The following is a 25,642-nucleotide window of genomic DNA, read 5'->3' as shown; positions in this document are numbered from 1 at the left end:
TCGCTAACAAAAATGCCAGCATCATTGCTGGCATTTTTTATGATTAATCTAATCTAATCTAATCTAATCTAATCTAATCTAATCTAATCTAATCTAATCGAGTCGGTTTGGATGTAGTGACACTACCAGTTTTTGAGTCGTACCATATAACGAAGGTTGAACGCTCAGGATCTCGTTCGTAACCTTTCTTGGTATACGTGTAGTAGCAAACAGATTGATGAGAGTCTTTGTCTTGAACTCGACGAGTAATAAAGTCAAATTGATCGTTAGCGTTACGATTATTTGATAGAGAGTATTCATTTCCAATCAGAGCTTGCCATACTGCAATGCAACCTGCATTTCCCTGTCCTATATTGTAGGGATTGCCAATGACGCCATTACGGTTACCTTTGTCAGTGCCAAGTGGAAAGCCAAACTCATTTACATCCAATTCTCCACCACCATAACCGTCAATGTTTTGCTGTGCCTCAGGTGTACCACCATTCACTAGCCATTGACTTTGTGTAAACCGAACAGCTGTTTCAAATTGGTCTGCGATCGCTTCCATTTTTGCTTCGTAGGCGTCATCCTGAAGGTTTAGGAATCGCGGTGCGGCTACAACAGCAAGTATCCCAAGAATAACAATCGCAATAATCAGCTCAAGTAGGGTAAAGCCTTTAGAATTCCTTTTCTTCATCGTTTTTCTCCATAAAAAAACGCCAGCCTTAGCTGACGTTTTACTATGTTTATGAGTAAAAAGAAATACTTCTTACTTTGTTGGCTTGTGCGCGTTTGGATTGTCTTTACAAGACCTGTCCGTGCATTTGCCGTATAGGTACAAGCTGTGGTTAGTTAACGTCACGTTGTACTTAGCTGCGATTTCTTTTTGACGCTGTTCAATCACATCGTCAGAGAATTCAATCACTTCACCACAGTCTAGACACACTAAGTGATCGTGATGGTGTTGAGTAGACAGTTCAAATACTGACTTACCACCTTCGAAGTGGTGGCGAGTTACAATACCAGCATCATCGAACTGGTTTAGTACACGATAAACGGTTGCTAGACCGATCTCTTCACCTAGATCAATCAGCTTTTTGTACAAATCTTCAGCACTGATGTGCTGGCAGTCTGGCTGCTGAAGTACTTCTAAAATTTTTAGCCTTGGAAGGGTTACTTTTAAGCCCGCATCCTTCAGCGCCTGATTATTATCTGACATATACTTTCCCGTTGGATCATCTGCAGCGATTTAACAGAATTCAATATTCCTACCATTATAGGCGAAGCGTACTGAACATTAAACCACGAACTTCAAAGGGTTAATAGATTCTTTTTGTAAATTGGAAACAGGTCGATTATATTACAGATCAGACCAGTTACAAATTGATAACATTAGAACGCAAAGACTACGGATAGTTATGAATAAGCGACTTGCTAAGATATATAAACCGGGATTTGTGAAGTTTGCGCTCAATATTTGGCCGCCATTTTGGGGCGCAGGTATCAAAATCTTACATATTTCTGAAGATTTTCGAACGGTTAAAGTCCGCTTGAAGCTTCACTGGTGGAACAAAAACGCCAATCGAACCCAATATGGTGGCAGCATTTTCTCGTTGACCGATCCGATCTATTCGCTGATGTTGATGGGTATTCTGCGTGAGGAATATTACGTCTGGGACAAAGAAGCCAGCATCAATTTCATTAAACCTGGACAGAGTGATTTGTTTGCCGAGTTTGAAGTAACCGAAGGCATGTTAGACGATATTTACCAAATGACTCGTAATGGCGAAAAGTGCTTTCCGGAATTTATTACCCATGTGAAAGACAAAGACGGCAATGTTGTATCCGAAGTGCAGCGCAAGTTGTATGTGAGGAAGAAACCTCAATACAGAGAGGAAGAGGTAGCTACGGAAGCTTCTTGATAGACAGATACAAAAAGACCTCCAACAGGAGGTCTTTTTTAACGAATGCGTTATTAGCCTTCAAGCTCAGCTAGGCACATCTCTTCGTAGATTTGCTTAACCCAGTTTTCAACGCGCTCGTCAGTCAATTCTGGTTGACGGTCTTCGTCGATACATAGACCAACAAACTGGCTATCATCACCTTCTACGAGTGCTTTAGACGCTTCGAACTCGTAACCTTCAGTTGAAGTGTGGCCCAAGATAGTGCCGCCTTTTGCTTCAACGATGTCACGTACTGTGCCCATTGCATCACAGAAGTACTCTGCGTAATCTTCTTGGTCACCACAACCGAAGATAGCAACAAGCTTCGTAGAGAAGTCTACTTGCTCAAGCTCTGGGAAGAAATCGTCCCAATCACATTGTGCTTCACCGTAGTACCAAGTTGGGATACCTAGAAGTAGAAGATCAAAGTTATCAATGTCTTCTTTGCTGCTTTTTGCGATGTCTTGAACGTGAACTAGTTGTTTACCTAGTTGCTTTTGAATCATCTTTGCAACGGCTTCAGTATTACCTGTGTCGCTACCGAAGAAGATACCTACACTTGCCATAGAGTCTATACCTTTACATTGTTTGTTACTGGCGATGGGGAGAGGGGCTTAACCTAGCCCTGTGCCTTCCCAGCTGAGCTGAATCAGGCCTTTAGCTATGAAACCAGCGCAGCCTAGGAAAAGAACCAACCATACAATACGACGACCAAAAACAGGTACATTGCCTTGCTTTAGTACATCTTTTATCGCCATCCCGATGAAAAAGAAGATAGCAGCAAAAAGAAGATCGAGCCCGATCGACTCGAGCATGTCCATATAGTCGTATAGCATTGTCGTCCTTCATGCCAAAAATTCTTGGGCGCACTATACCACTGTTAAACGGTAAAGTTAATGCACAACAAGAAGGGTTATTTCAATAATCTGGCGTTGTTTTTCGAATTTGTTAACTCGAAATATATTTCCTGATCACCCGCATGACTTCTGCTGGTTTTTCAGCGTGTAGCCAGTGTCCTGTATTAGCAATAATGTGCGCTTTTGCATTGTTAAACTGTCGCTTAACGGCTGGTTGGTGCTCAGGCATCAAGTAATCAGAATCACCACCTTTGACAAATAAAGTTGGGATGTCTGTTGGTGTGATTTCTTGCCAACCAATGATGTTGTCGTAGTTGTTGAGCAAGCTAGCAACGTTGAAGCGCCAATCCATTTTATCGCCGTTTTTGTATAACGATTTCGATAAGAATTGTCTTACACCATCCATTTCAATATGTTGAGCAAGAATGTCCATGGTTTGTTGGCGGTTAGTTGGTTGTTCTTTTACTACGGCTTGCAGACCATTAAACACGTTATCATGGCGATTAGTCTGGTAAGCCACTGGCGCCATATCTAAGACAATAAGTTGTTTTACGAATTCAGGAGCGATATCTGCCAGTTTCATCGCAACTTTTCCACCCATAGAGTGGCCGATGACAAGTGCTGGTTCGATGCTTAAATGGCGAAGCAAATCAGCAACATCTTGTGCCATCACTTCGTAATTGTGTGTGTCTGAATGGAAAGAGAGGCCATGATTTCGTAGATCAATACTGATCACACAGTGATCTTGAACGAGGTCGCGAGCCAGTAAACCTAGATTACTGAAACTGCCAAACAATCCATGAATCAAAACAACCGTTTGGCCTTGCCCTTCCTGCTTATAGTTGAGTAATGCTGACATTTTATCTTATTCGTGATGGGTTTAACGTGGAGTATCCGCGAGGATCTCGTTATAATCCCCCAGAGTTTAAACATTGAGAATGTGAAAAGCGAATGAAAACAATTGAGGTTGATGAGGATCTATACCGTTACATTGCGGGTCAAACCAAGCATATCGGTGAAAGTGCCTCGGATATTTTACGACGCCTTTTGAACCTTGATGGCCAGTTGCAGGAAGCAGTTGTTGCACCTGTAGTAGAACAGCCACAAGGGATTGTAGTAAGTAAAGATGCTGGCAAAGCAGAATCAGTAGATATCGTAAAAGAGATGCGTTCTCTACTTATCTCTGATGAATTTGCTGGTCTTAAGAAAGCGATTGATCGCTTCATGTTGGTATTATCAACCTTACACAAACTGAATCCAGAGAGCTTCTCTCAAGCGACAAAAGTGAAAGGACGCAAACGCGTTTACTTTGCTGATAACGAAGAGACTCTGCTAGCAAACGGTAACACTACCAAACCTAAAGCAATTCCTGGCACGCCATTCTGGGTAATCACCAACAACAACACCAGTCGTAAGCGACAAATGGTGGAGCAGGTGATGACTCACATGGAATTCCAGCCGGACTTAATAGAGAAAGTAACAGGTTCAATCTAAGAAACCTGATAGAAGCCTCATAATGTGTAGCGTTTAGCGGATATTATGAGGCTTTTTTGATTTTATTTGTTTTTAAAGAAAGGATGTCAAACATGGCTATGCACCCTCGTGCTGGGCAAAAAGCGCAGCAGGAAGATCTTCACAATATCCCAGCACTCGTTGCTAACTACTTCTTACTTCAACCAGACGCAGCAAACGCAGAACACAAAGTTCAATTTGGTACTTCTGGCCACCGCGGTACTGCAGACAAGCACACTTTTAACGAAAACCACATTTTAGCGATCGCTCAAGCGGTAGCAGAAGTTCGTGCTGAGCAAGGTACAACAGGTCCATTGTTTGTGGGCAAAGACACGCACGCGCTATCTGAACCAGCGTTTTCAAGTGTGATTGAAGTATTGATTGCAAACGGTGTGAAAGTGGTTGTCCAACAAGACAACGGTTACACGCCAACGCCAGGTATTTCACACGCGATTCTGACTTACAACATCAAGCACGATGATAAGGCAGACGGCATTGTGATTACTCCGTCTCATAACCCACCACAAGACGGCGGTATTAAATACAACCCGACTCACGGTGGTCCTGCAGAAGCTGAACTGACTCAAGCGATCGAAGATTGTGCGAACGCTCTGATTGCTGAAGGTTTACAAGGTGTTAAACGCCTACCACTAGCAGAAGCTAAAGCATCGGATCTGTTTGTTGAGATGGACTTGGTGAAACCATACATCGCTGATCTAGTGAACGTTATCGATATGGAAGCAATCCAAAAAGCAAACCTGAAGATTGGTGTAGATCCATTGGGTGGCAGTGGCATCGATTACTGGCGTCAAATTGGTCAGGCATACAACCTAGACCTAACGCTAGTAAGTGAAGCGATTGACCCTTCTTTCCAATTCATGTCGCTAGACAAAGACGGCGTTGTACGTATGGACTGTTCTTCTCCATACGCAATGGCAGGTCTATTGGCACTAAAAGACGAGTACGATCTAGCATTTGGTAACGACCCTGACTACGACCGTCACGGTATCGTTACGCCAAAAGGTTTGATGAACCCGAACCACTTCTTAGCGGTTTGTATCGATTACCTATACCGTCACCGTGACGCGTGGGGTAAAGATGTCGCTGTTGGTAAAACGCTAGTTTCAAGCGCCCTGATTGACCGTGTTGTTGCGGATCTAGGTCGTGAGCTATGTGAAGTACCTGTTGGCTTCAAGTGGTTTGTGGACGGTCTGTACACTGGTAAGTTTGGTTTCGGTGGTGAAGAAAGTGCTGGTGCGTCTTTCCTTCGTAAAGATGGTACGCCTTGGTCAACAGACAAAGATGGTATCTTGCTATGTCTTCTAGCTGCAGAGATCACTGCGGTAACGGGTAAGAACCCTCAAGATTACTATGAAGAGCTAGCGGCGAAGCATGGTGAGTCTAAGTACAACCGTATTCAAGCTGTCGCAAATGGTCCACAAAAAGACGTATTGAAGAAGTTGTCACCAGAAATGGTTGCGGCTGAAACTCTAGCTGGCGATGCAATCACCGCTCGTCTGACGCACGCTCCAGGTAATGGTGCTGCGATTGGTGGCCTTAAAGTAACGACAGCGAATGGTTGGTTCGCTGCACGTCCATCAGGCACTGAAGACATCTACAAGATCTACTGTGAAAGCTTCAAAGGTGAAGAGCACCTAAAACAAATTGAAGCTGAAGCACAAGAAATCGTTAATCAAGTATTTGCAGCCGCTGGTTTGTAATTCAAACGATTAAGGTTCGAAAGGGTCGACATTGCGTCGGCCCTTTTTGTTTGATAGAGAACGCTGCGCTTCGAGAGTCGGGAGCGCTTCGCTTTAGGAATCGAGAGATACTCGTTGAGAGTATTAAGAAGGTGTTGACGGAGCTTGCTCCTATAAGAGCAAAATAAAATCGTTTCCCGTTTCCCGTTTTAGTTCGGCCAAGTGTCCGGTACAACAAACCAAAATTGACCGCTCTTGGTTTGAGCGTGAACAAACCTATCTGATGGTTTTTCGATGGGCTCTAAGAACTCCTCATTGCCAATTGCCCACAGTGGTTTGGAAAGAGCGTATAAAGGTTCATTAATTTCTTCCCATTGACTTTGATAGCACCAGTAACCGGATATTTGGCTTTGGTTTAGTTCGTAACCTAAACAGGTTGTAGGGATTGGTTCGGTCGCGAAAGGATTTACATAGAGGCGACCTTGCATCAGCAAGTGTTCACTCGGTGTGGCGTCTAACGGTAACTGTTGGTGGAACTCTTCTCTCTGGCTCATTTTTAGTTGGTGAGTGAGCATGCGTTCGAGCTTTTTGTGCAGTTGGTCGTGTGCATTCGGACCATACCAAATGCCTTCATGCAGTAAGTAGAATTTAATGGCGACTTCCCAATGTTCGTGTTGGTTTGTTTCCTGATTTTCGAGGATCAAATCGACGGCGCCAATTGTGCGCCCAGTAGCGTCATTAAGTTGGATTTCTTCGGCAACAAGTTCATATCGTGAAGAGCAAGTTAGCAACTTGGTACAAAGGTGTTGATAGAGGAATCCGAGTCGTGGGTTGCCATCATAATTTTCGTTGTCCGATAGAGGTAAGGTCGGAATATCTTCAACAGTGACGAAAGGTTCCTTAAGTTGGAAAAGAGGTGGGGTGTTGGCAATCCATTGATGGAAACGTTGTAGTGAATTCATCCATTATCCTTGTTGTCACGGGCAAAGCCTTTCTATTGTATCGAAAATTATTCTGGTTGGGGATGCCATAACTAGCATCCTGATCGCGGTTCGATATACACTTTGTTCAAGCCACAAGTATTGGAAGTAACAATGAATAATTTACAGCTGGAAAAGATCCTTAACGAGAAATTATCGCCGCAACTTATTAAAGACTACGCACCGAATGGAATACAAGTTGAAGGCAAATCAGAAATCAAACGCATCGTGACAGGCGTAACGGCCTCACAAGCATTGATCGATAAAGCGATCGAGTTAGAGGCTGATGCATTGCTTGTTCACCACGGCTATTTTTGGAAAGGTGAACCAGAGCCAATTCGTGGTATGAAAGGAAAGCGTATCCGCAGTTTGATCAAAAGTGACATCAACCTTTACGGCTACCATCTGCCGCTAGATATTCACCCAGAACTCGGCAATAACGCCGAGCTTGCTCGTTTGTTGAATATCTCGGTTGAAGGTGGGTTAGACGGTCACCCTCAGTCTGTCGCTTTGTTTGGCCGCTTAAAACAAGCAATGACTGGCGCTGACTTCGCGAACAAAATCAATCACGTATTAAACCGTGAACCTTTGCATATCGCGCCTGACAATGCAGAAAAAATGATTGAGACAGTCGGTTGGTGTACCGGCGGTGGTCAGGATTTCATTGAGCTTGCGGCTCAGCATGGGTTAGATGCATTTATTTCGGGCGAGATCTCAGAACGTACCACTTACACGGCTCGTGAATTGGATATCCATTACTTCTCTGCTGGTCATCACGCAACTGAACGTTATGGAATTAAAGCGTTGGGGGAATGGTTAGCGCAAGAGCATGGTTTAGACGTTACGTTTATTGATATTGATAACCCAGTATAGAAGGAACGGGCTTTGTCCTTTGAAATGCGAAAGTGTTACGTAATTATCTCTCGCATATCGAAGCGAAACGTTCCATAGAGCGCAGTTCGTTCGCCTCACTTCAAAATAGAAAGGGTTGACGCTTTCACGTCAACCCTCATATTTATTCGATTCTCGATTCTCGATTCTCGATTCTCGATTCTCGATTCTCGATTCTAACGCTTACTCGCGCTCATGCAGCGGAGAAAACTCGCGTTGAGTTTCACCAGTGTATAGCTGACGAGGACGACCGATTCGGTTTAGTGGATCGCTATGCATTTCGTTCCAGTGAGCAATCCAACCGATGGTACGAGAAATCGCGAAGATTACCGTGAACATCGATACAGGAATTCCGATTGCTTTTAGGATGATGCCTGAGTAGAAGTCTACGTTCGGGTATAGCTTCTTAGACACGAAGTATTCGTCAGAAAGCGCAATACGCTCAAGTTCCATCGCTACGTCTAGTAGTGGATCTTTGATGTTTAGCTCTTTTAGAACTTCATGACATGTTTCACGCATTACCGTTGCACGTGGGTCGTAGTTTTTGTAAACGCGGTGACCGAAGCCCATTAGACGGAATGGGTCATCTTTGTCTTTTGCACGTTCTACGTACTCAGGAATGTTGTCTACGCTGCCGATCTCTTCAAGCATCTTCAGACATGCTTCGTTTGCACCACCGTGTGCAGGACCCCATAGAGAAGCAATACCTGCGGCAATACATGCGAATGGGTTCGCACCAGAAGAACCAGATAGACGAACCGTTGACGTTGATGCGTTTTGTTCGTGATCTGCGTGAAGCGTGAAGATCTTATCCATCGCACGCGCAACAACAGGGTTTACTTCGTATTCTTCACATGGGTTTGCGTACATCATGTGTAGGAAGTTTTCTGCGTAGCTTAGGTCGTTACGAGGGTAGATAAATGGCTGACCGATTGAGTATTTGTAACACATCGCCGCCAAAGTAGGCATTTTCGATAGCAGACGGTACGCCGCGATTTCACGGTGTTCGTCGTTGTTGATATCTAGTGAATCGTGGTAGAAGGCCGCTAGTGCACCAACCACACCACACATTACTGCCATTGGGTGAGCGTCGCGTCGGAAGCCGTGGAAGAAGCTTGCGATTTGCTCGTGCACCATAGTATGGCGAGTAACCGTTGTTTTGAATTGCTCGTATTGCTCACGGGTAGGGGCTTCACCATAAAGCAGGATGTAACATACTTCCAAGTAATCTGCGTTATTGGCTAATTGATCAATCGGGTAACCGCGGTGCAAAAGAATACCTTTGCCGCCATCGATGTACGTGATTGATGATTCACAAGATGCAGTGGCAAGAAAACCTGGGTCAAAAGTAAAGTAACCATTGGCTCCCAGTTTACGAACATCAATCACAGGTGTACCTAGCGTACCGTCCATAATTGGCAGTTCGATTGGCGCATGACCTTCGATGTGAAGGGTAGCTTTCTTATCCGCCATAACAATCTCCTTTGTTTATTATTTAATCCGTCCAGGATGTTTATGTGCCATTTTTGTACTGTTGTTAAAGCTTAAAGTCAATTTTTCTCCATTTTTGTGTGCACTTGTTATGATTTTTCTCATGAAAATCGTTAAAAATCTGTTCTATGTAGCATAATTTGTTACATCAATTGTATTAGAATGTTGCTGGCCGTATATTGGCACAGAAAATTTTAGTTAAATCCTTATAAATTCGGGGCTAGAAACAAAAGTGAGGTTTGTTTGTGGATCCCGTTTGTTAACAAAGTGTTTACAATTATCTCCGAGCTTATTGCGAGTATTTGTTAATCAAATGTTAACTTTTGTACGTTTGGAAGCTGAAATTGGTTATAACAATAAATGCTCAATGGAGCTGAGTGAGCAAGCCCGTGAAAGAAAGAAAGTCAAGACCTGTTAATTTAGATTTACAGACCATCCGCTTTCCCATCACAGCAATCGCGTCAATCCTGCACCGTGTGTCGGGTGTGATTACGTTTGTTGCGGTGGGTATATTACTTTGGTTACTGTCCATTTCTCTGTCATCCCCGATGGGTTTTATGGAAGCCGCTGACATCGTCGATAGCTTCTTCGTGAAATTCATTCTGTGGGGCATTCTAACTGCACTTGCCTACCACATTGCTGGTGGTGTTCGTCACTTACTGATGGACCTAGGCCACTTTGAAGAACTAGATTCAGGCGCGATGAGCGCTAAAGTCGCGTTTGGTGCTACTGCAGTGTTATCACTATTGGCGGGGATCTTGGTATGGTAAAACACGTTTCTTCATTCGGTCGTAATGGTGTTCACGATTTCTTATTGATTCGTGCGTCCGCCATCATTATGACTCTATACACGATTTATCTGGTGAGCTTTTGTGCTTTCTCAGACATCTCTTACGCATCTTGGACCCAGTTCTTTGGTGGCACGTTCACTAAAGTCTTCACCATGTTGGCACTTGTTTCTATTTTGATCCACGCGTGGATCGGCTTATGGCAAGTTTTAACGGATTACATTAAGTGCGCGAAACTTCGTGGTGCACTTCAACTTGGTGTTATTGCCGTGCTATTCGGCTATGTCTTCTCTGGTCTATTTATTCTGTGGGGTGCGTAAGTGTCTATTCCAGTTCGTGAGTTTGACGCCGTAGTAATCGGCGCTGGTGGTGCGGGCATGCGCGCTGCACTACAAATTTCGGAGCAAGGCCTTTCTTGTGCGTTGCTGTCTAAAGTTTTCCCAACACGTTCACACACTGTTTCTGCTCAAGGTGGTATTACGGTTGCGCTAGGTAACGCGCACGAAGACCATTGGGAACAGCACATGTACGATACGGTTAAAGGCTCTGACTATATCGGTGACCAAGACGCAATCGAGTACATGTGTAAGAACGGTCCTGAATCTGTTATCGAGCTAGAGAAAATGGGTCTTCCTTTCTCTCGTTTTGATAACGGCACTATTTACCAACGCCCGTTTGGTGGCCAGTCAAAGAACTTTGGTGGTGAGCAAGCGGCACGTACCGCGGCAGCGGCTGACCGTACTGGTCACGCACTTCTGCACACGCTTTACCAACAAAACATCAAGCACAAAACAACGGTATTCTCTGAGTGGTATGCTCTTGATATCGTTAAAAATGAAGATGGTGTTGTTCTAGGCTGTACTGCGCTATGCATGGAAACGGGTGAAGTGTGCTACTTCAAATCGAAAGCAACCATCTTAGCAACAGGTGGTGCAGGCCGTATTTACGCATCAACCACTAACGCGCACATCAATACTGGTGATGGTGTTGGTATGGCACTTCGTGCGGGTGTTCCGATGCAAGATATGGAAATGTGGCAGTTCCACCCAACGGGTATCGCTGGCGCAGGTGTGCTTGTAACCGAAGGTTGTCGTGGTGAGGGTGGTTACCTTCTAAACAAAGATGGTGAACGCTTCATGGAGCGTTACGCACCAAACGCGAAAGACCTTGCTGGTCGTGACGTGGTTGCTCGTTCAATGATGATTGAAATCCGTGAAGGCCGCGGCTGTGACGGTCCTTGGGGTCCACACATTAAGCTGAAACTTGATCACCTGGGTAAAGATACTCTGGAGTCTCGTCTACCAGGCGTTTGTGAGCTTTCTCGTACATTTGCGCACGTTGATCCGGTCAAAGAGCCAATCCCTGTAATTCCTACGTGTCACTATATGATGGGTGGTATCCCTACTCAGGTATCAGGCCAAGCGATTCGCCAAGATGAGAATGGCGCTGACGTTGAAGTTCAAGGTCTATTTGCTTGTGGTGAGATTGCTTCTGTATCGGTACACGGTGCAAACCGTCTAGGTGGTAACTCACTGCTTGACCTTGTGGTATTTGGTCGTGCGACGGGCCTTCATCTGGGTGAAACACTGCTTAAACAAGCTGACGCGAAACCTGCGACAGAAGCTGATATTGAACGTTCACTAGAGCGTTACAACCGTTGGGAAAATAGCACTGACGGTGAAGATCCAGCGCAAATTCGTAAAGACCTACAACAGTGTATGCAAAACAACTTCTCGGTATTCCGTGAAGGTGATGCAATGGCAAAAGGTCTGGTAGAGCTGAAAGCTATCCGTGAACGTCTGAAAAACGCTCACCTTGCTGATAAGTCGACTGAGTTCAACACACAACGCATTGAGTGTCTTGAACTAGAAAACTTGATGGAAACTGCTTATGCGACGGCGGTTGCGGCTAACTACCGTACAGAAAGCCGTGGTGCACATGCTCGCTTTGACTTCCCTGACCGTGATGATGAACAGTGGCTATGTCACTCTATCTACAACCCGGAAACGGAAGCAATGACGAAACGTGGTGTAAACATGGAGCCAATCCATCGTGAAGCATTTCCGCCAAAAGCACGTACGTACTAAGGAAAGGAGGGTAATATTATGAAACTGAATTTCTCTTTGTACCGCTACAACCCGGATGTCGACCAAAAGCCGTACATGAAAGACTACACGCTTGAGGTGGAAGAAGGATCAGACATGATGCTTCTGGATGCATTGATCCTTCTGAAGGAGCAAGACCCTAGCATTGCATTCCGTCGTTCATGCCGCGAAGGGGTATGTGGCTCTGACGGCCTAAACATGAATGGTAAGAATGGTCTAGCGTGTATTACACCGTTATCTGCACTGCAAGGTGACAAGATTGTCATTCGACCTTTACCGGGCCTACCAGTAGTGCGTGATCTTATCGTTGACATGACACAGTTCTACGATAACTATGCGAAAGTTAAGCCTTTCTTGATTGACGATGGTGCTCTACCTCCATCTCGCGAGAACTTACAAACGCCTGATGAGCGTGCGCATTTAGATGGGCTGTACGAATGTATTATGTGTGCATGTTGTACAACTTCTTGTCCATCATTCTGGTGGAACCCAGATAAATTTATCGGCCCTGCTGGTCTTCTAGCTGCTTACCGTTGGCTAATTGATAGCCGAGATACGGCAACTGATGAACGTTTGTCCGATCTTGATGATGCATTTAGCGTTTTTCGTTGCCATGGCATCATGAATTGTGTAAGTGTTTGTCCTAAGGGGCTAAATCCAACGAAAGCCATCGGTCACATCAAGTCGATGCTGGTGAATCGTTCGATTTAATTAACAACAAAAATTGCCGACCCAAATGGGTCGGCTCTTAATAGCTCGGCGCAGACCGAAGCAAACGTGAAAACTACTGGTTAAGGGAAAATATGCACAACGGCGTGATGAAGGCATGGCTCGAGTCTTCACACTTGGCTGGCGCCAATGCAACGTATGTAGAGGACCTCTACGAACTGTATCTAAGTGACCCCGATCTGGTAAGTGAGGAGTGGAAACGCGTATTTGATGAGCTGCCTAAAAGCTCAGAAGAAGTGGCTGAACAGCCGCATTCGCGTGTCCGTGACTACTTCCGACGACTCGCTCAAGAAACAAAGCATTACAGTGTCCAAGTTAGTGATCCAGATGTCGACGCTAAGCAAGTAAAAGTTCTACAGCTTATCAACGCATACCGCTTCCGCGGTCATGAAGCTGCCGAACTCGATCCTCTAGGTCTATGGCAACGTCCACCTGTGGCGGAGCTAGACCCTGCATTCCACAATCTCACCGAAGATGACTTCGCAGAAACTTTCAACGTAGGTTCTTTTGCCATTGGCCAAGAGACGATGCAGTTGAAAGACATCTACTCAGCACTAAAGAAAACCTACTGTGGTTCTATTGGTGCAGAATACATGCATATGACAGATACAGAGCAAAAGCGTTGGATCCAGCAACGTTTAGAGTCTGTGGTTGGTCAGCCATCTTTCGATAAAGACGAAAAACGTACATTCCTTGAGGAGCTTACGGCTGCTGAAGGTCTCGAGCGTTACTTGGGTGCTAAGTTCCCAGGAGCAAAACGTTTCTCGTTAGAAGGTGGTGATGCACTGATTCCGATGACAAAAGAACTGATTCGTCATGCTGGTACCAGCGGCATGCGTGAAGTGGTTATCGGTATGGCTCACCGTGGACGTTTGAACATGTTGGTCAACGTTCTTGGTAAGAAGCCTCAAGATTTGTTTGATGAGTTTGCGGGTAAACACGACGAAACATGGGGTACAGGTGATGTTAAGTACCACCAAGGTTTCTCGGCAGACTTTGCAACGCCTGGTGGTGATGTTCACCTAGCGCTCGCATTTAACCCATCTCACCTTGAGATTGTAAACCCAGTAGTTATCGGTTCAGTTCGTGCACGTCAAGATCGCCTTGGTGACTTTGATGGCAGCCGCGTACTACCAATCACTATTCACGGTGACTCTGCGATCGCAGGTCAGGGCGTGGTAGCGGAGACGTTCAACATGTCTCTTGCTCGTGGTTTCTGCGTCGGTGGTACAGTGCGTATTGTTGTGAACAACCAAGTTGGTTTCACAACCTCTAACCCTCGTGATACGCGTTCTACCATGTACTGTACTGATATCGCTAAGATGGTACAGGCTCCGATTTTCCACGTTAACGCTGACGATCCAGAAGCGGTTGCTTTCGTAACGCGTATTGCATTGGATTACCGTAACGAGTTCAAACGTGATGTTGTCATTGATTTGGTTTGTTACCGTCGTCATGGTCACAACGAAGCGGATGAGCCGAATGCAACTCAGCCGTTGATGTACCAGAAAATCAAAAAGCACCCAACACCACGCAAGCTATACGCTGATGTATTGATCGATAAAAACGAATCAGACATCGAAGTGGCAACTCAACTTGTGAATGAGTACCGCGACGCACTGGATAAAGGTGAAGTTGTGGTGAAAGAGTGGCGTCCAATGGCACTTCACTCTGTTGACTGGTCTCCATACCTAGGTCACGACTGGGATGTTGAGTGGGACAACAAGTTCGATTCAACTCGCTTGAAAGAGCTTGGTCAACGCCTAATCCAATACCCAGACAGCCATAAGCTGCAAAGCCGTGTAAACAAGCTATACAACGACCGCTCTGCAATGATCAGCGGTGAGAAACCGCTTGATTGGGGTATGGCTGAAACGCTGGCGTACGCAACCTTAGTTGATGATGGTAAGCGTATTCGTATCTCTGGTCAGGACTCAGGTCGTGGTACTTTCTTCCACCGCCACTCTGTTCTGCATAACCAAAATGATGCGAGCACTTACATCCCGCTAGCGAATATTCATGACAAACAAGGGCCATTCCAAGTGTTTGACTCAGTGTTGTCAGAAGAAGCGGTATTGGCATTTGAGTACGGTTATGCAACGGCAGAGCCAAGCGGCTTGACCATTTGGGAAGCACAGTTCGGTGACTTCGCAAACGGCGCACAAGTTGTGATTGACCAATTTATCTCGTCAGGTGAGCAAAAGTGGGCTCGTCTATGTGGCCTAACTATGCTGTTGCCACACGGTTATGAAGGCCAAGGTCCAGAGCACTCATCAGCGCGTCTAGAGCGTTACTTACAATTGTGTGCTGAACAAAACATGCAAGTTGTAGTGCCATCTACACCTGCGCAGGTTTATCACATGATCCGTCGTCAGGTGGTGCGTCCTATGCGTCGTCCACTGATTGTTATGTCACCTAAGTCGCTACTGCGTCATCCACTTTGTACGTCTTCATTAGAAGATCTTTCTGAAGGCACATTCCAGCCAGCGATCCCAGAGATTGATAATCTGGAGCCAAGCAAAGTGAAACGTGTTGTGTTCTGTTCGGGTAAGGTTTATTTCGACCTTCTAGAACAGCGTCGCAATAACGAACAAGATGATGTTGCTATTGTGCGTATCGAGCAACTGTACCCATTCCCTCTGGATGAAGTACAAGCGGCGATTGCGCAATACACGAATGTTGAAGATTTCGTTTGGTGTCAGGAAGAGCCTCAAAACCAGGGTGCTTGGTACTGTAGCCAACACAACTTCCGTGCTGCTATTCCAGCAGGTGCAGATCTTAAATACGCAGGTCGCCCAGCTTCTGCTTCGCCAGCAGTAGGCTACATGTCGGTGCACTTGAAACAACAAAAAGCGTTGGTTGAAGACGCTCTGAACGTGAACTCAAAAACTTCGAATTAAGAACTAGAAGTTAAAGGAAGAAACAGATATGACAATTGAAATTCTGGTTCCAGATTTACCTGAATCAGTTGCTGACGCAACCGTAGCGACATGGCACAAACAACCAGGCGACGTAGTCGAGCGTGATGAAGTTCTGGTTGATATCGAAACCGATAAAGTCGTGCTTGAAGTTCCTGCTCCGGAAGCCGGCGTTTTAGAAGCCATTATTGAAGAAGAAGGTGCAACAGTACTTTCTAAGCAGTTGATCGCGAAGCTTAAGCCTGGTGCTGTAGCGGGCGAACCAACAACAGATTCAACCGAAGACAAAGAAGCGTCTCCTGATAAGCGTCATAAAGCTGCGCTTACAGAAGAGAGCAACGATGCGCTAAGTCCAGCGGTTCGTCGTCTTCTAGCTGAACACGGCCTAGAAGCGAGCCAAGTGAAAGGTTCTGGTGTTGGCGGTCGCATTACTCGCGAAGATATCGAAGCTCACCTTGCAAACGCAAAAGCTGCGCCAAAAGCAGAAGCTCCAGCAGCAGTTGAAGCACCTGCAGCGGCACGTAGCCAAAAACGTGTTCCGATGACGCGTCTACGTAAGACAGTTGCAAACCGTCTTCTAGAAGCGAAAAACAACACGGCAATGCTAACTACGTTTAATGAAGTAAACATGAAGCCAATCATGGATCTTCGTAAGCAGTACAAAGACCAGTTCGAAGAGCGTCACGGTATTCGTCTAGGCTTCATGTCTTTCTACGTGAAAGCTGTAACAGAAGCACTAAAACGTTACCCAGAAGTGAATGCATCTATCGATGGTGATGACATTGTTTACCACAACTACTTCGATATCAGCATGGCGGTTTCTACGCCACGTGGCCTAGTGACGCCAGTACTTAAAGACTGTGACACGCTAGGTTTTGCAGATGTTGAAAAGGGCATTAAAGAGTTAGCAATTAAAGGTCGTGATGGCAAGCTAACCGTTGATGAGCTAATGGGTGGCAACTTCACTATCACTAACGGTGGTGTATTTGGTTCACTGATGTCTACTCCAATTATCAACCCACCACAATCAGCAATCTTGGGTATGCACAAAATCCAAGAGCGCCCAATGGCGGTTGATGGCAAAGTAGAAATCTTGCCAATGATGTACCTAGCACTATCTTACGACCACCGTTTGATTGATGGCCGTGAGTCAGTGGGCTTCCTAGTAACGATTAAAGAGCTACTTGAAGACCCAGCGCGTCTGCTATTAGACGTTTAATATCGCTAAAACGTCGAGTTGTCCCTGATAGCTCGACGTCTACAGCATCCAAGGCTAGACTGGCTCAGCGTCTGGCCTTCACTTGAACTGCCCCCGATATATCTATAAGCAGTTGATTTGAGAAGACCCTACAGACGTACCGCATCAAGCGGCGTTATGGAAATAATAAATCCCTTAAGGGATAAACAAACGGAATATCAAAATGAATTTGCATGAATACCAAGCCAAACAGCTGTTTGCAGAATTCGGTTTGCCTGTACCGGAAGGCTACGCATGTGATACGCCACAAGAAGCTTTTGAAGCTGCGGGTCGCATCACTACTGAAAAGAAAGTTGTAAAGTGTCAGGTTCACGCTGGTGGCCGCGGTAAAGCGGGCGGTGTTGAGCTACACGATACAAAAGACGGCGTAAAAGAATTCGCACAAAAATGGCTAGGTAAGAACTTGGTTACTTACCAAACAGACGCAAATGGTCAGCCTGTTACTAAAATCCTTGTAGAAGAAGCGTCTAACATCGCTAACGAACTTTACCTTGGTGCGGTTGTAGACCGTGCGACTCGTAAGATCGTTTTCATGGCTTCTACTGAAGGTGGTGTGGAAATCGAAAAAGTTGCGGAAGAAACGCCGGAGCTAATCCACAAAGCGGCAATCGATCCACTAGTAGGCCCTCAAGCTTACCAAGGTCGCGAGCTAGCGTTCAAACTGGGTCTTGAAGGTGACCAAATCAAACAATTCGTTAAGATCTTTATGGGTCTTGGCACTATGTTCTCTCAGTACGACCTAGCGCTGCTAGAGATCAACCCATTGGTTATTACTGGTGAAGGCAACCTGCTATGTCTTGACGGTAAGATCAACATCGATTCAAACGCGCTATACCGTCAGCCTAAGCTTCGTGAAATGCACGATCCTTCACAAGAAGACGAGCGTGAAGCGCACGCAGCTCAGTGGGAACTGAACTACGTCGCACTAGACGGCAACGTTGGCTGTATGGTTAACGGCGCGGGTCTAGCGATGGGTACAATGGACATCGTAAACCTACACGGTGGCAAGCCAGCTAACTTCCTAGACGTAGGTGGCGGCGCAACCAAAGAGCGTGTAGCAGAAGCATTCAAGATCATCCTATCTGATGACAACGTGAAAGCCGTTCTAGTAAACATCTTCGGCGGCATCGTTCGTTGTGACATGATCGCTGAAGGCATCATCGGTGCAGTGAAAGAAGTTGGTGTAACGGTGCCTGTTGTTGTTCGTCTAGAAGGTACTAACGCAGACCTAGGTCGCGAAGTTCTTGCTAATTCTGATGTTGATATCATTGCTGCTGAGTCGCTAACAGATGCTGCTCAGAAAGTTGTTGCTGCTGCGGAGGCTAAATAATGTCTGTACTAATTAACAAAGACACTAAAGTAATCTGTCAGGGCTTCACTGGTGGTCAAGGTACTTTCCACTCAGAGCAGGCAATTGCTTACGGTACACAAATGGTTGGTGGTGTATCTCCAGGTAAAGGTGGTCAAACTCACCTTGGTCTTCCTGTATTCAACACTGTACGTGAAGCAGTAGAAGTGACTGGCGCAACAGCAACAGTTATCTACGTTCCAGCACCATTCTGTAAAGATGCAATCCTAGAAGCGATCGACGCAGGCATCGAGCTTATCGTAACGATCACTGAAGGCATTCCAACAACAGATATGATCGACGTTAAAGTGAAGCTAGAAGAAACTGGTGTTCGCATGATCGGTCCTAACTGTCCGGGTGTTATCACGCCTGATGAGTGTAAGATCGGTATCATGCCTGGTCACATCCACAAGAAAGGTAAAGTGGGCATCGTGTCTCGCTCAGGTACTCTAACGTACGAAGCTGTTAAGCAAACGACAGACGAAGGCTTTGGTCAGTCAACGTGTGTTGGTATCGGTGGCGACCCAATCCCAGGTTCAAACTTCATCGACATCCTGAAGCTTTTCCAAGAAGACCCTGAAACAGAAGCAATTGTAATGATTGGCGAAATCGGTGGTACTGCGGAAGAAGAAGCGGCGGCTTACATCAAAGAAAACGTAACGAAGCCAGTGGTTTCTTACATTGCTGGTGTTACTGCTCCTCCAGGTAAACGTATGGGTCACGCAGGTGCAATCATCTCAGGTGGTAAAGGTACTGCAGAAGACAAATTCGCAGCACTAGAAGCGGCTGGCGTTAAGACTGTGAAATCTCTAGCTGAGATTGGTAAAGGTCTACGTGAAGTGACAGGTTGGTAATCAACCAAACCATTGTATAAGCATTAAAAAGCCTGCGATTTCGCAGGCTTTTCTTTTTCTGTTTCACAATGGTTTGTGTTTAATCTTTAACGCGATTTAGCGATTTAGCGATTTAGTTATATAGTTATTTCGTTACTAGGCTTTGCGCTTAATCAGCTGGCTAAGCATAAATAGGAATGTCGCGCTAATCACAACTGAAGGGCCTGCTGGTGTATCGAAATGCCAAGACAGGCTTAGGCCCATCAGCACCGCGATAGAGCCAATAATTGAGGCAAACAAGGCCATCTGTTCTGGTGAAGACGACACTTTACGTGCAGTTGCGGCTGGGATGATCAATAGAGAAGTCATGATCAGCGCACCCACAAACTTCATACCGACAGCAATAACCACACCGACCATGAGCATTAGCACTAAGCGAACTAAATCGGTATTCACACCCTCTACGGCAGCTAGCTCTTCACTCACAGTGCTTGATAAAAGCGGACGCCAGAATGCATACAAACAAGCACTGACACCGATCACTCCAGCGTAGATGAACATTAGATCTTGAGGTGAAACTGCAAGCAAATCACCAAACAGGTAGCTCATCAAATCCACGCGAACGTTCTCTAGGAAACTGACCGACACCAAGCCAATCGATAAGGCGCTGTGTGCCAGAATACCTAGCAGCGTGTCGGTAGCGACAAGCTGTTGTTTTTGCAGAGTAACCAGCAGTACAGCAAGTGCTAAGCAACAAACCAACAATGCAAGGTAAAGGTTTATGTTGAGCAAGAAGCCTAGTGCCAAGCCCATTAAAGAGGCATGGGCGAGCGTATCGCCAAAGTAAGCCATTTTTCGCCAAACCACGAAAGAGCCAAGTGGGCCAGCAATGATTGCGATACCGATACCGGCCAAAATTGAAGGCAATAAAAACTCAATCATGATGGTGGTGTCCGTGAGAGTGGTTAGAACATGATGTCGCGTCCCCCGTCACTGGAGAGCCTGCTAAGTCGTGGTGGTGATGGTCGTGGTCATGGTGATAGAATGCCAATGACTCACGAGTCGCATTGCCAAACAACGCGATATAAGACGGGTGCTGAGTGATGGTCGCCGGTGAGCCAGAGCAGCATACGTGATGATGCAAGCAGATCACATCATCGGTCTTAGCCATGACCAAATGCAGATCATGAGATACCATAAACACGCCACAATCGAAGCGATGGCGAATGCTCTCAATCAGATCGTATAAGTCGATTTGACCTTGAACATCAACACCTTGAGCTGGTTCATCAAGCACGAGCAACTCAGGACGTTGGAGTAGAGCGCGAGCAAGCAGCACACGTTGGTTTTCACCACCAGAAAGACGGTGCATGTTACTTTTGATGAGGTGTTCAGCTCCAACAAGACGCAACGCGTCGAGGCATTCCTGCTTGCTATACTTGCCAGCAAGGTTTAGGAAACGAATGACATTCAATGGAAGAGAATCGTTGAGTTTCAGCTTCTGGGGTACATAACCAATTTTCAGCTTACGTTGCTTGGTTAATTTACCACTGGTTGGTTTTTGGAGACCCAGAATGACTTTAACTAACGTCGATTTTCCCGCTCCGTTGGGACCAATTAGGGTAGTGATCTTGCCCTTTTCTAATTCCATTGTGACATTGTCGAGAACTCTGCGTTCGTCAAACTCGACGCACAGTTGCTCAAGACGGACTAGTGAAGACATGAATGAAACTCATTTGCAAATTGTTAATGTTATAATGTAACATTATCTCACTTTCCACGCTATACCCCAAGTAAAACTATGAAAAGAGCTATAATTCTTGCTGTTTCAGCAATGTTAACCTTACCTGCTCATGCGGTAACCGTGTTGACTAGTATTAAACCTATTCAAATGATCACAACCGAGCTGACGGAAGGCGTTACGAAGCCAGACGTTCTGCTACAAAACAATGCTTCGCCACACGATTACGCTTTGCGTCCATCGGATGTGAAGAAGGTAGCTGCTGCCGACCTTGTTATTTGGTACGGCCATGATCTCGAACCTTTCCTAGAGAAAGTGGTGACGGATAAAGGTAACACGCTAACCGTTAGCGAAATTCCGGGCCTATCGTTACGTGCATTTAGTGGTGAGCATGACCACCATGATGGTCACGATCACGGCACACACGATCCACATTTCTGGTTGGGTGTTGAAACCGTAAAACAAGTTGCCAACGCTATCGCTCACAAACTTGCAGAAATCGATCCTACGAATGCAGACACTTACGCAGCAAACTTGAAGAAGTTTGAAGCGGAGTTAAAAGCTACGGATGCGGAGATTAAGCAACAACTGACACCAGTGCAAGACAAAGGTTATTTTGTTTTCCACGATGCTTACGGCTATTTTGAATCACGTTACAACCTAAATCAACTCGGGCACTTTACGGTTTCTCCAGATCGTAAACCGGGAGCAAAAACATTGATTCATATCCGTAAAACATTGGGCACGGGTGATGTCGCTTGTGTGTTCTCAGAACCTCAATTCACCCCTGCTGTGGTTGAAAGTGTGATGCGTGGCAGCGATGTTAATGCTGGCGTTCTTGACCCACTGGGTAGCAGTGTTGATGTTAAATCAGGCAGTTACTTTGTATTCTTGAAAGGAATTTCAAACAGCTTTAGTCAGTGTTTGAGCGAAAAGTAACAATTGTGTTGTTGTTCTCTACACAGAACACGCGTTTAACGTGATCTGGCAGTAAGAATTACAAACCTTTGGCGCAGTGAGTCTTTTCTATCAATGGAATTGAGATATCATTATCAATAATTAGCGGCTCAAAATAACCATATACGTACTCAGCTATGGAAGGCATGAGTGAACCATGAGTCGCACGTATTGATACATGTAAGGATTTTATCTTGCTGCGCCAACTAGCCCTATTTTTTGGGGCTTTTATCCTCTCATTTCAAGCGTTTGCTTCAAGTGAAGCGAATGCGATCTTCTACCCTTTGCCAAATCAGGTTAAGGGGACTTTTATTGCGGCGAAAAAATTGTTTCCTGGTGAGCATGGTGGGCTTTGGATCCATGATGTTCATGGGCGAGTGCTGTTCTACAATGGGCAGACAACCTTGCCTAAATCAGGTAGTTTTCTGCAAACAAAAGCCGAGCAACTGGCCTACCATAAAGGCTCATTCTGGACGTTTGTCGAAAATGAAGTGTACCAAACTTATCCTAACCAAGAGCGTCGCTTGGTTTTTAGCCTCAATCCTGGCTCGCAGATTCGAAAGATTGGTTCATCGGGTAACTTTATTTGGGTGAGCGATGGCGCGCACTTCTATACCTACAATATTGAAACCAGCGAACTGAACTCTTTCTCTTTGCTTCAGCTCTATCAGCACAGCAACAACAGCTACGTTTATATTAATGATGCTATTTTTGTAGAGACAAAATGGGCATTAGCGACCACGTCAGGCGTTTATTTGTCTGAAGGAAGTAAATTCAACCACGTAGTTTCTTCTGGTAAGCACTACATTGAAAAGGTGTATTACTCCCATACAAGGCGAGAGATTCTTGTTGGCACGCTCAAAGGGGCGCTGATCTTCAATATCTATGAGCCAAATAAACCGGTTATTAGAATCGGTGCCTCGCATGTGCTGACTTTTGCGGAAACTAACCAAGAATACTGGGTAGGAACGGAGCAGGGGCTCTACTTGTATTCTTTCTTGAGTGGAGAGGTGACTCAAGTAACCCCAGCAAGCTTCCTTGAGTTGGAATTAGCGAGCACTAAAATCTACTCGTTATTGAACGACAATATGGGTGGTATGTGGATTGCGACTAACCAAGGTATTCGCTATTACTCATTGTTCAGTAAAAAGTTTGAGCGGATTACCTTCAGTAGCTATGACCAACAAACACTAACCGGACGTATACGACAAACGTTAACTGGACCTGACGGTGTATTGTGGTTTGCTGATGATCACAAGTTATATCGTTCAGGTAGTTCAGAGATTAATGAAGTCTTACATCTGCCATCCCAGATAAATGAATTTGCTTTTCAAGGTGAAAAACTCTGGATAGCCACGTCTTCCGGTTTAGAGATTTACAACCTAAATAACTTACAGCGTGTGACGTTTCCATACCTTCGTGTCATTGCTGGAAGGGAAATTGATCATATCGTCTCTGATGGAACCGACCGACTTTGGGTTTCCAGCGGCTATCAACTATTTAATATCGATGCTGCGAGTCAGCAGATGAGAAACTTTGGCAGCGATTGGTTAGTCAGCCAGTTTTTGCCTGCAAAAATCACCCGTTTATATGACAAAAAAGATTTGCTTTTGATTGGTACTGACCACGGCGTCTATGAATACGATGGTGAGCGAATTCGATTTAACCGCTTCTCAGAAAAGTACGGTGAGTCACTCGATATAATTACCGCGATTGATGGTTCTCATTGGTTTGCTTCTGCTTATGGTGTTTTCAAAACGGTACCGGGTAGCGATGCAAAAGAAGTGATGGAAATGAGCGTATCAAATTCTCGCCCGGCCTGTTTACTCAGTGACTCAGAGGGTGTGTGGCTTGCTTCATCAGTGGGGCTCAGCTATTACCATCTCTCAGGGCAGTTGATGAAGCATTATTCTTCAGCATCCGGCCTCATTAATAATGAATTTCTTCCGGGTGTTTGTAATGTTATTCGTCGCTCAGAAGATAGTGACCGCCAACTTATCTTTGGCTCTCAATATGGTTTAGTAAAAGCCGACTCGTCAAAGTTACTCGTATCCAACACGCCAGAATCCCAACTGATCGTTAGTCAAGTCATGCTGGAAAATGAGGTGGTTCAAGTTGGTAGTGCTGACCTAGAAAGTATGAAGCTACCTTATGGCTCTTCGTTAAGCTTTCTTTTTGGGGTGATGCCGAAACCAGATAACCAAAACCTCTATTATCGCTTGAACGAGAGCGACCAGTGGCAATCGCTGGAAGGTGGTCAATTAACACTAGAACACCTTAACTCAGGTGATTATCACTTGCAGGTGAGTAATGATTCGCAGCTCGCGTCTGGCTTAATCGGATTGGACTCAAAATTCACTGTATTAAAACCTTGGTATTTGTCCAAACTGGCGATCACCGGATTTACTTTGGTCACTATCGCCATTGTCGCTCTTTTGATGTATTGGCGCTCACGGTATGTGTTGCAAGCGAACCGTGACTTGGCAGCACAAGTGACGTTAAAAACCAACCAGCTTCGCCATCAAAGTCGAGTTTTACTGACCAGTAACCAGCAACTAAGAAAGCAGATTCAAGTGAGAAACTTGCTGGTGGACCATGTTGCACAGTCAATTAAGTCGAGCGTTGACTCGATAGCGCATAAGTTACCTGTTGATTTAGATTCAGTGACTCAAGATCATCTATCAAAAACGTATTGGCAGTTAAACGAATTAAAGAGCTCTCCGGGAGACACCAGTAACGGAAGTCAAAACTATAACCTGAGTCAGATAACGCAATCTGTTGTGGATGTTTGGCGTGAGGACTTTTCTAAAGCCGGTATCAGTGTTGAGTTGCAAGACAATCACAAAGCAAGCCGTATTTCATTAGAAAGCTTTAACCTTGATGTCATATTCAACAGTATTTTCGCCAATATCATCAAACGCTCTTTCCGAGGACAGTCGGTTAAATTGGTATTGGACGAGGCTAATGACATCGTCTCATTGAGTTTTATTGACTACGGAACGCAATTACCAAGTAAAGCGGCAGTAATGCGCCCAACCAATGCCAGTAATGTAGATTTGAGTATGGATAACTTACCTCAACTTGTTGCCGCAAGTGGAGGGCATTTATCTATGTTTGCTTCTGATGCTCAAAATAAAATAGAGATTACTTGGCCATGTGCTCAAGAACCGAGCCATGTTGAAGAAGTATTGCCCGAGTTTACGGAAGTTGAACCACAGCAGCAAACTACCTCACCAGAGCAAGAGTGGTTGATGAAAGTTTACCAATTGGTTGCTGAGCATTATCACGATCCGGAGTTTGGTACGGCATCTGCTGCGAAGATGCTTTATATGTCTGAGCGAAGCCTACAGCGGCGCTTTAAGTCGGCTTCGTCAAGAACGCTAAAAGACTACGTGACAGAAGTAAGATTAGAAACAGCCTGTGAACAGCTACTCGCAGGAGAGAAAATCAGTGAGGTCGCATTTAACTGTGGTTTTAATGACCCATCGTACTTTAGTCAGAAGTTTAAGTTGCACTTTGGCTTACCTCCTTCCAAGTTTGCCATGACTCAAGATAGCCAGACGAGCCTTTAGCTCTTAATTTGACATTAGCTAGCCCAGTCTTAGTGCTGGG

Annotated in this window: 23 protein-coding genes; 14 read left to right on the top strand and 9 right to left on the bottom strand. The window is 45.3% G+C overall.

Annotated features, from left to right (window positions below; translation table 11 throughout):
• Positions 1-88: 88 nt before the first annotated feature.
• Both H735_RS08375 and fcrX read right to left on the bottom strand, forming a co-directional pair.
• Positions 89-676 carry a type II secretion system protein gene (locus tag H735_RS08375; protein ID WP_009707216.1) on the bottom strand — a complete coding sequence of 196 codons (588 nt, stop codon included), beginning with the start codon at positions 674-676 and terminating at the stop codon, positions 89-91.
• 72 nt (positions 677-748) lie between these two features.
• The gene (fcrX, locus tag H735_RS08370) at positions 749-1,198 is read right to left on the bottom strand and encodes a ferric iron uptake transcriptional regulator FcrX (RefSeq protein ID WP_020197165.1); all 450 of its coding nucleotides are present in this window, start codon (positions 1,196-1,198) and stop codon (positions 749-751) included.
• Between the two features lie 199 nt (positions 1,199-1,397).
• On the opposite strand from fcrX, the gene H735_RS08365 reads away from it, so the two are divergent.
• Positions 1,398-1,901: a DUF4442 domain-containing protein gene (locus H735_RS08365; RefSeq protein ID WP_020197164.1), complete on the top strand. Its 504-nt coding sequence runs from the start codon at positions 1,398-1,400 to the stop codon at positions 1,899-1,901.
• A 53-nt stretch (positions 1,902-1,954) separates the two neighbouring features.
• Here H735_RS08365 and fldA read toward each other — a convergent pair whose 3' ends face one another.
• From fldA to H735_RS08350, 3 genes are all read right to left on the bottom strand, one after another.
• The gene (fldA, locus tag H735_RS08360) at positions 1,955-2,488 is read right to left on the bottom strand and encodes a flavodoxin FldA (protein WP_005436966.1); all 534 of its coding nucleotides are present in this window, start codon (positions 2,486-2,488) and stop codon (positions 1,955-1,957) included.
• 48 nt (positions 2,489-2,536) lie between these two features.
• Positions 2,537-2,758 carry a DUF2788 domain-containing protein gene (locus H735_RS08355; RefSeq protein ID WP_005446406.1) on the bottom strand — a complete coding sequence of 74 codons (222 nt, stop codon included), beginning with the start codon at positions 2,756-2,758 and terminating at the stop codon, positions 2,537-2,539.
• 112 nt (positions 2,759-2,870) lie between these two features.
• Positions 2,871-3,638 (bottom strand): alpha/beta fold hydrolase, encoded by a 768-nt coding sequence (locus H735_RS08350; RefSeq protein ID WP_020197163.1) that lies wholly within the window; start codon positions 3,636-3,638, stop codon positions 2,871-2,873.
• 92 nt (positions 3,639-3,730) lie between these two features.
• On the opposite strand from H735_RS08350, the gene seqA reads away from it, so the two are divergent.
• Positions 3,731-4,273, top strand: coding sequence for a replication initiation negative regulator SeqA (seqA, locus tag H735_RS08345; protein ID WP_005436968.1), 543 nt, complete (start codon positions 3,731-3,733; stop codon positions 4,271-4,273).
• A 92-nt stretch (positions 4,274-4,365) separates the two neighbouring features.
• A complete protein-coding gene (pgm, locus tag H735_RS08340) occupies positions 4,366-6,012 on the top strand; it encodes a phosphoglucomutase (alpha-D-glucose-1,6-bisphosphate-dependent) (protein WP_020197162.1) in 1,647 nt (548 codons plus the stop codon).
• A 188-nt stretch (positions 6,013-6,200) separates the two neighbouring features.
• On the opposite strand, the gene H735_RS08335 is transcribed toward pgm, so the two are convergent.
• A complete protein-coding gene (locus tag H735_RS08335; protein ID WP_020196062.1) occupies positions 6,201-6,953 on the bottom strand; it encodes a DUF1853 family protein in 753 nt (250 codons plus the stop codon).
• Positions 6,954-7,085: 132 nt separating this feature from the next.
• Between H735_RS08335 and H735_RS08330 the strand changes: the two genes are divergently transcribed.
• Positions 7,086-7,844 (top strand): Nif3-like dinuclear metal center hexameric protein, encoded by a 759-nt coding sequence (locus H735_RS08330; protein WP_020196061.1) that lies wholly within the window; start codon positions 7,086-7,088, stop codon positions 7,842-7,844.
• A gap of 201 nt (positions 7,845-8,045) precedes the next feature.
• On the opposite strand, the gene H735_RS08325 is transcribed toward H735_RS08330, so the two are convergent.
• A complete protein-coding gene (locus H735_RS08325) occupies positions 8,046-9,335 on the bottom strand; it encodes a citrate synthase (protein WP_005436975.1) in 1,290 nt (429 codons plus the stop codon).
• Positions 9,336-9,730: 395 nt separating this feature from the next.
• On the opposite strand from H735_RS08325, the gene sdhC reads away from it, so the two are divergent.
• The 8 genes from sdhC to sucD all read left to right on the top strand — a co-directional run bounded on the left by sdhC (position 9,731) and on the right by sucD (position 19,353).
• On the top strand, positions 9,731-10,123 hold the full coding sequence (sdhC, locus tag H735_RS08320; RefSeq protein WP_005446421.1) for a succinate dehydrogenase cytochrome b556 subunit: 393 nt from the start codon (positions 9,731-9,733) through the stop codon (positions 10,121-10,123).
• Entirely contained in the window at positions 10,117-10,461 is a 345-nt protein-coding gene (sdhD, locus tag H735_RS08315; protein ID WP_005426689.1) for a succinate dehydrogenase, hydrophobic membrane anchor protein, read from the top strand. The genes sdhC and sdhD overlap by 7 nt, the downstream gene beginning before the upstream one ends.
• Entirely contained in the window at positions 10,462-12,228 is a 1,767-nt protein-coding gene (gene sdhA / locus H735_RS08310) for a succinate dehydrogenase flavoprotein subunit (protein ID WP_005436979.1), read from the top strand.
• 18 nt (positions 12,229-12,246) lie between these two features.
• Positions 12,247-12,957: a succinate dehydrogenase iron-sulfur subunit gene (locus H735_RS08305; protein WP_005436982.1), complete on the top strand. Its 711-nt coding sequence runs from the start codon at positions 12,247-12,249 to the stop codon at positions 12,955-12,957.
• Positions 12,958-13,049: 92 nt separating this feature from the next.
• Entirely contained in the window at positions 13,050-15,875 is a 2,826-nt protein-coding gene (gene sucA / locus H735_RS08300; protein ID WP_005436984.1) for a 2-oxoglutarate dehydrogenase E1 component, read from the top strand.
• Between the two features lie 28 nt (positions 15,876-15,903).
• Positions 15,904-17,112, top strand: coding sequence for a 2-oxoglutarate dehydrogenase complex dihydrolipoyllysine-residue succinyltransferase (gene odhB / locus H735_RS08295; RefSeq protein ID WP_020196060.1), 1,209 nt, complete (start codon positions 15,904-15,906; stop codon positions 17,110-17,112).
• 202 nt (positions 17,113-17,314) lie between these two features.
• A complete protein-coding gene (sucC, locus tag H735_RS08290) occupies positions 17,315-18,481 on the top strand; it encodes an ADP-forming succinate--CoA ligase subunit beta (RefSeq protein ID WP_005426700.1) in 1,167 nt (388 codons plus the stop codon).
• The gene (gene sucD, locus H735_RS08285) at positions 18,481-19,353 is read left to right on the top strand and encodes a succinate--CoA ligase subunit alpha (RefSeq protein WP_005436989.1); all 873 of its coding nucleotides are present in this window, start codon (positions 18,481-18,483) and stop codon (positions 19,351-19,353) included. The genes sucC and sucD overlap by 1 nt, the downstream gene beginning before the upstream one ends.
• Before the next feature lie 135 nt (positions 19,354-19,488).
• Here sucD and znuB read toward each other — a convergent pair whose 3' ends face one another.
• The gene (gene znuB / locus H735_RS08280) at positions 19,489-20,274 is read right to left on the bottom strand and encodes a zinc ABC transporter permease subunit ZnuB (protein ID WP_005436990.1); all 786 of its coding nucleotides are present in this window, start codon (positions 20,272-20,274) and stop codon (positions 19,489-19,491) included.
• Positions 20,267-21,055: a zinc ABC transporter ATP-binding protein ZnuC gene (gene znuC, locus H735_RS08275; RefSeq protein ID WP_005436991.1), complete on the bottom strand. Its 789-nt coding sequence runs from the start codon at positions 21,053-21,055 to the stop codon at positions 20,267-20,269. The genes znuB and znuC overlap by 8 nt, the downstream gene beginning before the upstream one ends.
• A gap of 78 nt (positions 21,056-21,133) precedes the next feature.
• On the opposite strand from znuC, the gene znuA reads away from it, so the two are divergent.
• Positions 21,134-22,012 carry a zinc ABC transporter substrate-binding protein ZnuA gene (znuA, locus tag H735_RS08270; RefSeq protein ID WP_027726682.1) on the top strand — a complete coding sequence of 293 codons (879 nt, stop codon included), beginning with the start codon at positions 21,134-21,136 and terminating at the stop codon, positions 22,010-22,012.
• Positions 22,013-22,224: 212 nt separating this feature from the next.
• On the top strand, positions 22,225-25,602 hold the full coding sequence (locus H735_RS08265) for an AraC family transcriptional regulator (protein WP_020196058.1): 3,378 nt from the start codon (positions 22,225-22,227) through the stop codon (positions 25,600-25,602).
• Positions 25,603-25,642 lie beyond the last annotated feature (40 nt).

Origin of the sequence: Vibrio owensii CAIM 1854 = LMG 25443, assembly GCF_000817815.1 — a bacterium.
GTDB classification, from domain to species: domain Bacteria; phylum Pseudomonadota; class Gammaproteobacteria; order Enterobacterales; family Vibrionaceae; genus Vibrio; species Vibrio owensii.
This window is presented reverse-complemented; position numbering and strand designations above follow the sequence as displayed.

Bases quoted from the DNA above. Each gene is read 5' to 3' on its own strand.
- odhB (WP_020196060.1), top strand. From the start codon at position 15,904: ATGACAATTGAAATTCTGGTTCCAGATTTACCTGAATCAGTTGCTGAC.
- seqA (WP_005436968.1), top strand. From the start codon at position 3,731: ATGAAAACAATTGAGGTTGATGAGGATCTATACCGTTACATTGCGGGT.
- sucC (WP_005426700.1), top strand. From the start codon at position 17,315: ATGAATTTGCATGAATACCAAGCCAAACAGCTGTTTGCAGAATTCGGT.
- H735_RS08365 (WP_020197164.1), top strand. From the start codon at position 1,398: ATGAATAAGCGACTTGCTAAGATATATAAACCGGGATTTGTGAAGTTT.
- sucA (WP_005436984.1), top strand. From the start codon at position 13,050: ATGCACAACGGCGTGATGAAGGCATGGCTCGAGTCTTCACACTTGGCT.
- pgm (WP_020197162.1), top strand. From the start codon at position 4,366: ATGGCTATGCACCCTCGTGCTGGGCAAAAAGCGCAGCAGGAAGATCTT.
- H735_RS08325 (WP_005436975.1), bottom strand. From the start codon at position 9,335: ATGGCGGATAAGAAAGCTACCCTTCACATCGAAGGTCATGCGCCAATC.
- H735_RS08355 (WP_005446406.1), bottom strand. From the start codon at position 2,758: ATGCTATACGACTATATGGACATGCTCGAGTCGATCGGGCTCGATCTT.
- fldA (WP_005436966.1), bottom strand. From the start codon at position 2,488: ATGGCAAGTGTAGGTATCTTCTTCGGTAGCGACACAGGTAATACTGAA.
- H735_RS08335 (WP_020196062.1), bottom strand. From the start codon at position 6,953: ATGAATTCACTACAACGTTTCCATCAATGGATTGCCAACACCCCACCT.
- znuC (WP_005436991.1), bottom strand. From the start codon at position 21,055: ATGTCTTCACTAGTCCGTCTTGAGCAACTGTGCGTCGAGTTTGACGAA.
- znuB (WP_005436990.1), bottom strand. From the start codon at position 20,274: ATGATTGAGTTTTTATTGCCTTCAATTTTGGCCGGTATCGGTATCGCA.
- sdhD (WP_005426689.1), top strand. From the start codon at position 10,117: ATGGTAAAACACGTTTCTTCATTCGGTCGTAATGGTGTTCACGATTTC.
- H735_RS08350 (WP_020197163.1), bottom strand. From the start codon at position 3,638: ATGTCAGCATTACTCAACTATAAGCAGGAAGGGCAAGGCCAAACGGTT.
- znuA (WP_027726682.1), top strand. From the start codon at position 21,134: ATGAAAAGAGCTATAATTCTTGCTGTTTCAGCAATGTTAACCTTACCT.
- fcrX (WP_020197165.1), bottom strand. From the start codon at position 1,198: ATGTCAGATAATAATCAGGCGCTGAAGGATGCGGGCTTAAAAGTAACC.
- H735_RS08330 (WP_020196061.1), top strand. From the start codon at position 7,086: ATGAATAATTTACAGCTGGAAAAGATCCTTAACGAGAAATTATCGCCG.
- H735_RS08305 (WP_005436982.1), top strand. From the start codon at position 12,247: ATGAAACTGAATTTCTCTTTGTACCGCTACAACCCGGATGTCGACCAA.
- sucD (WP_005436989.1), top strand. From the start codon at position 18,481: ATGTCTGTACTAATTAACAAAGACACTAAAGTAATCTGTCAGGGCTTC.
- H735_RS08375 (WP_009707216.1), bottom strand. From the start codon at position 676: ATGAAGAAAAGGAATTCTAAAGGCTTTACCCTACTTGAGCTGATTATT.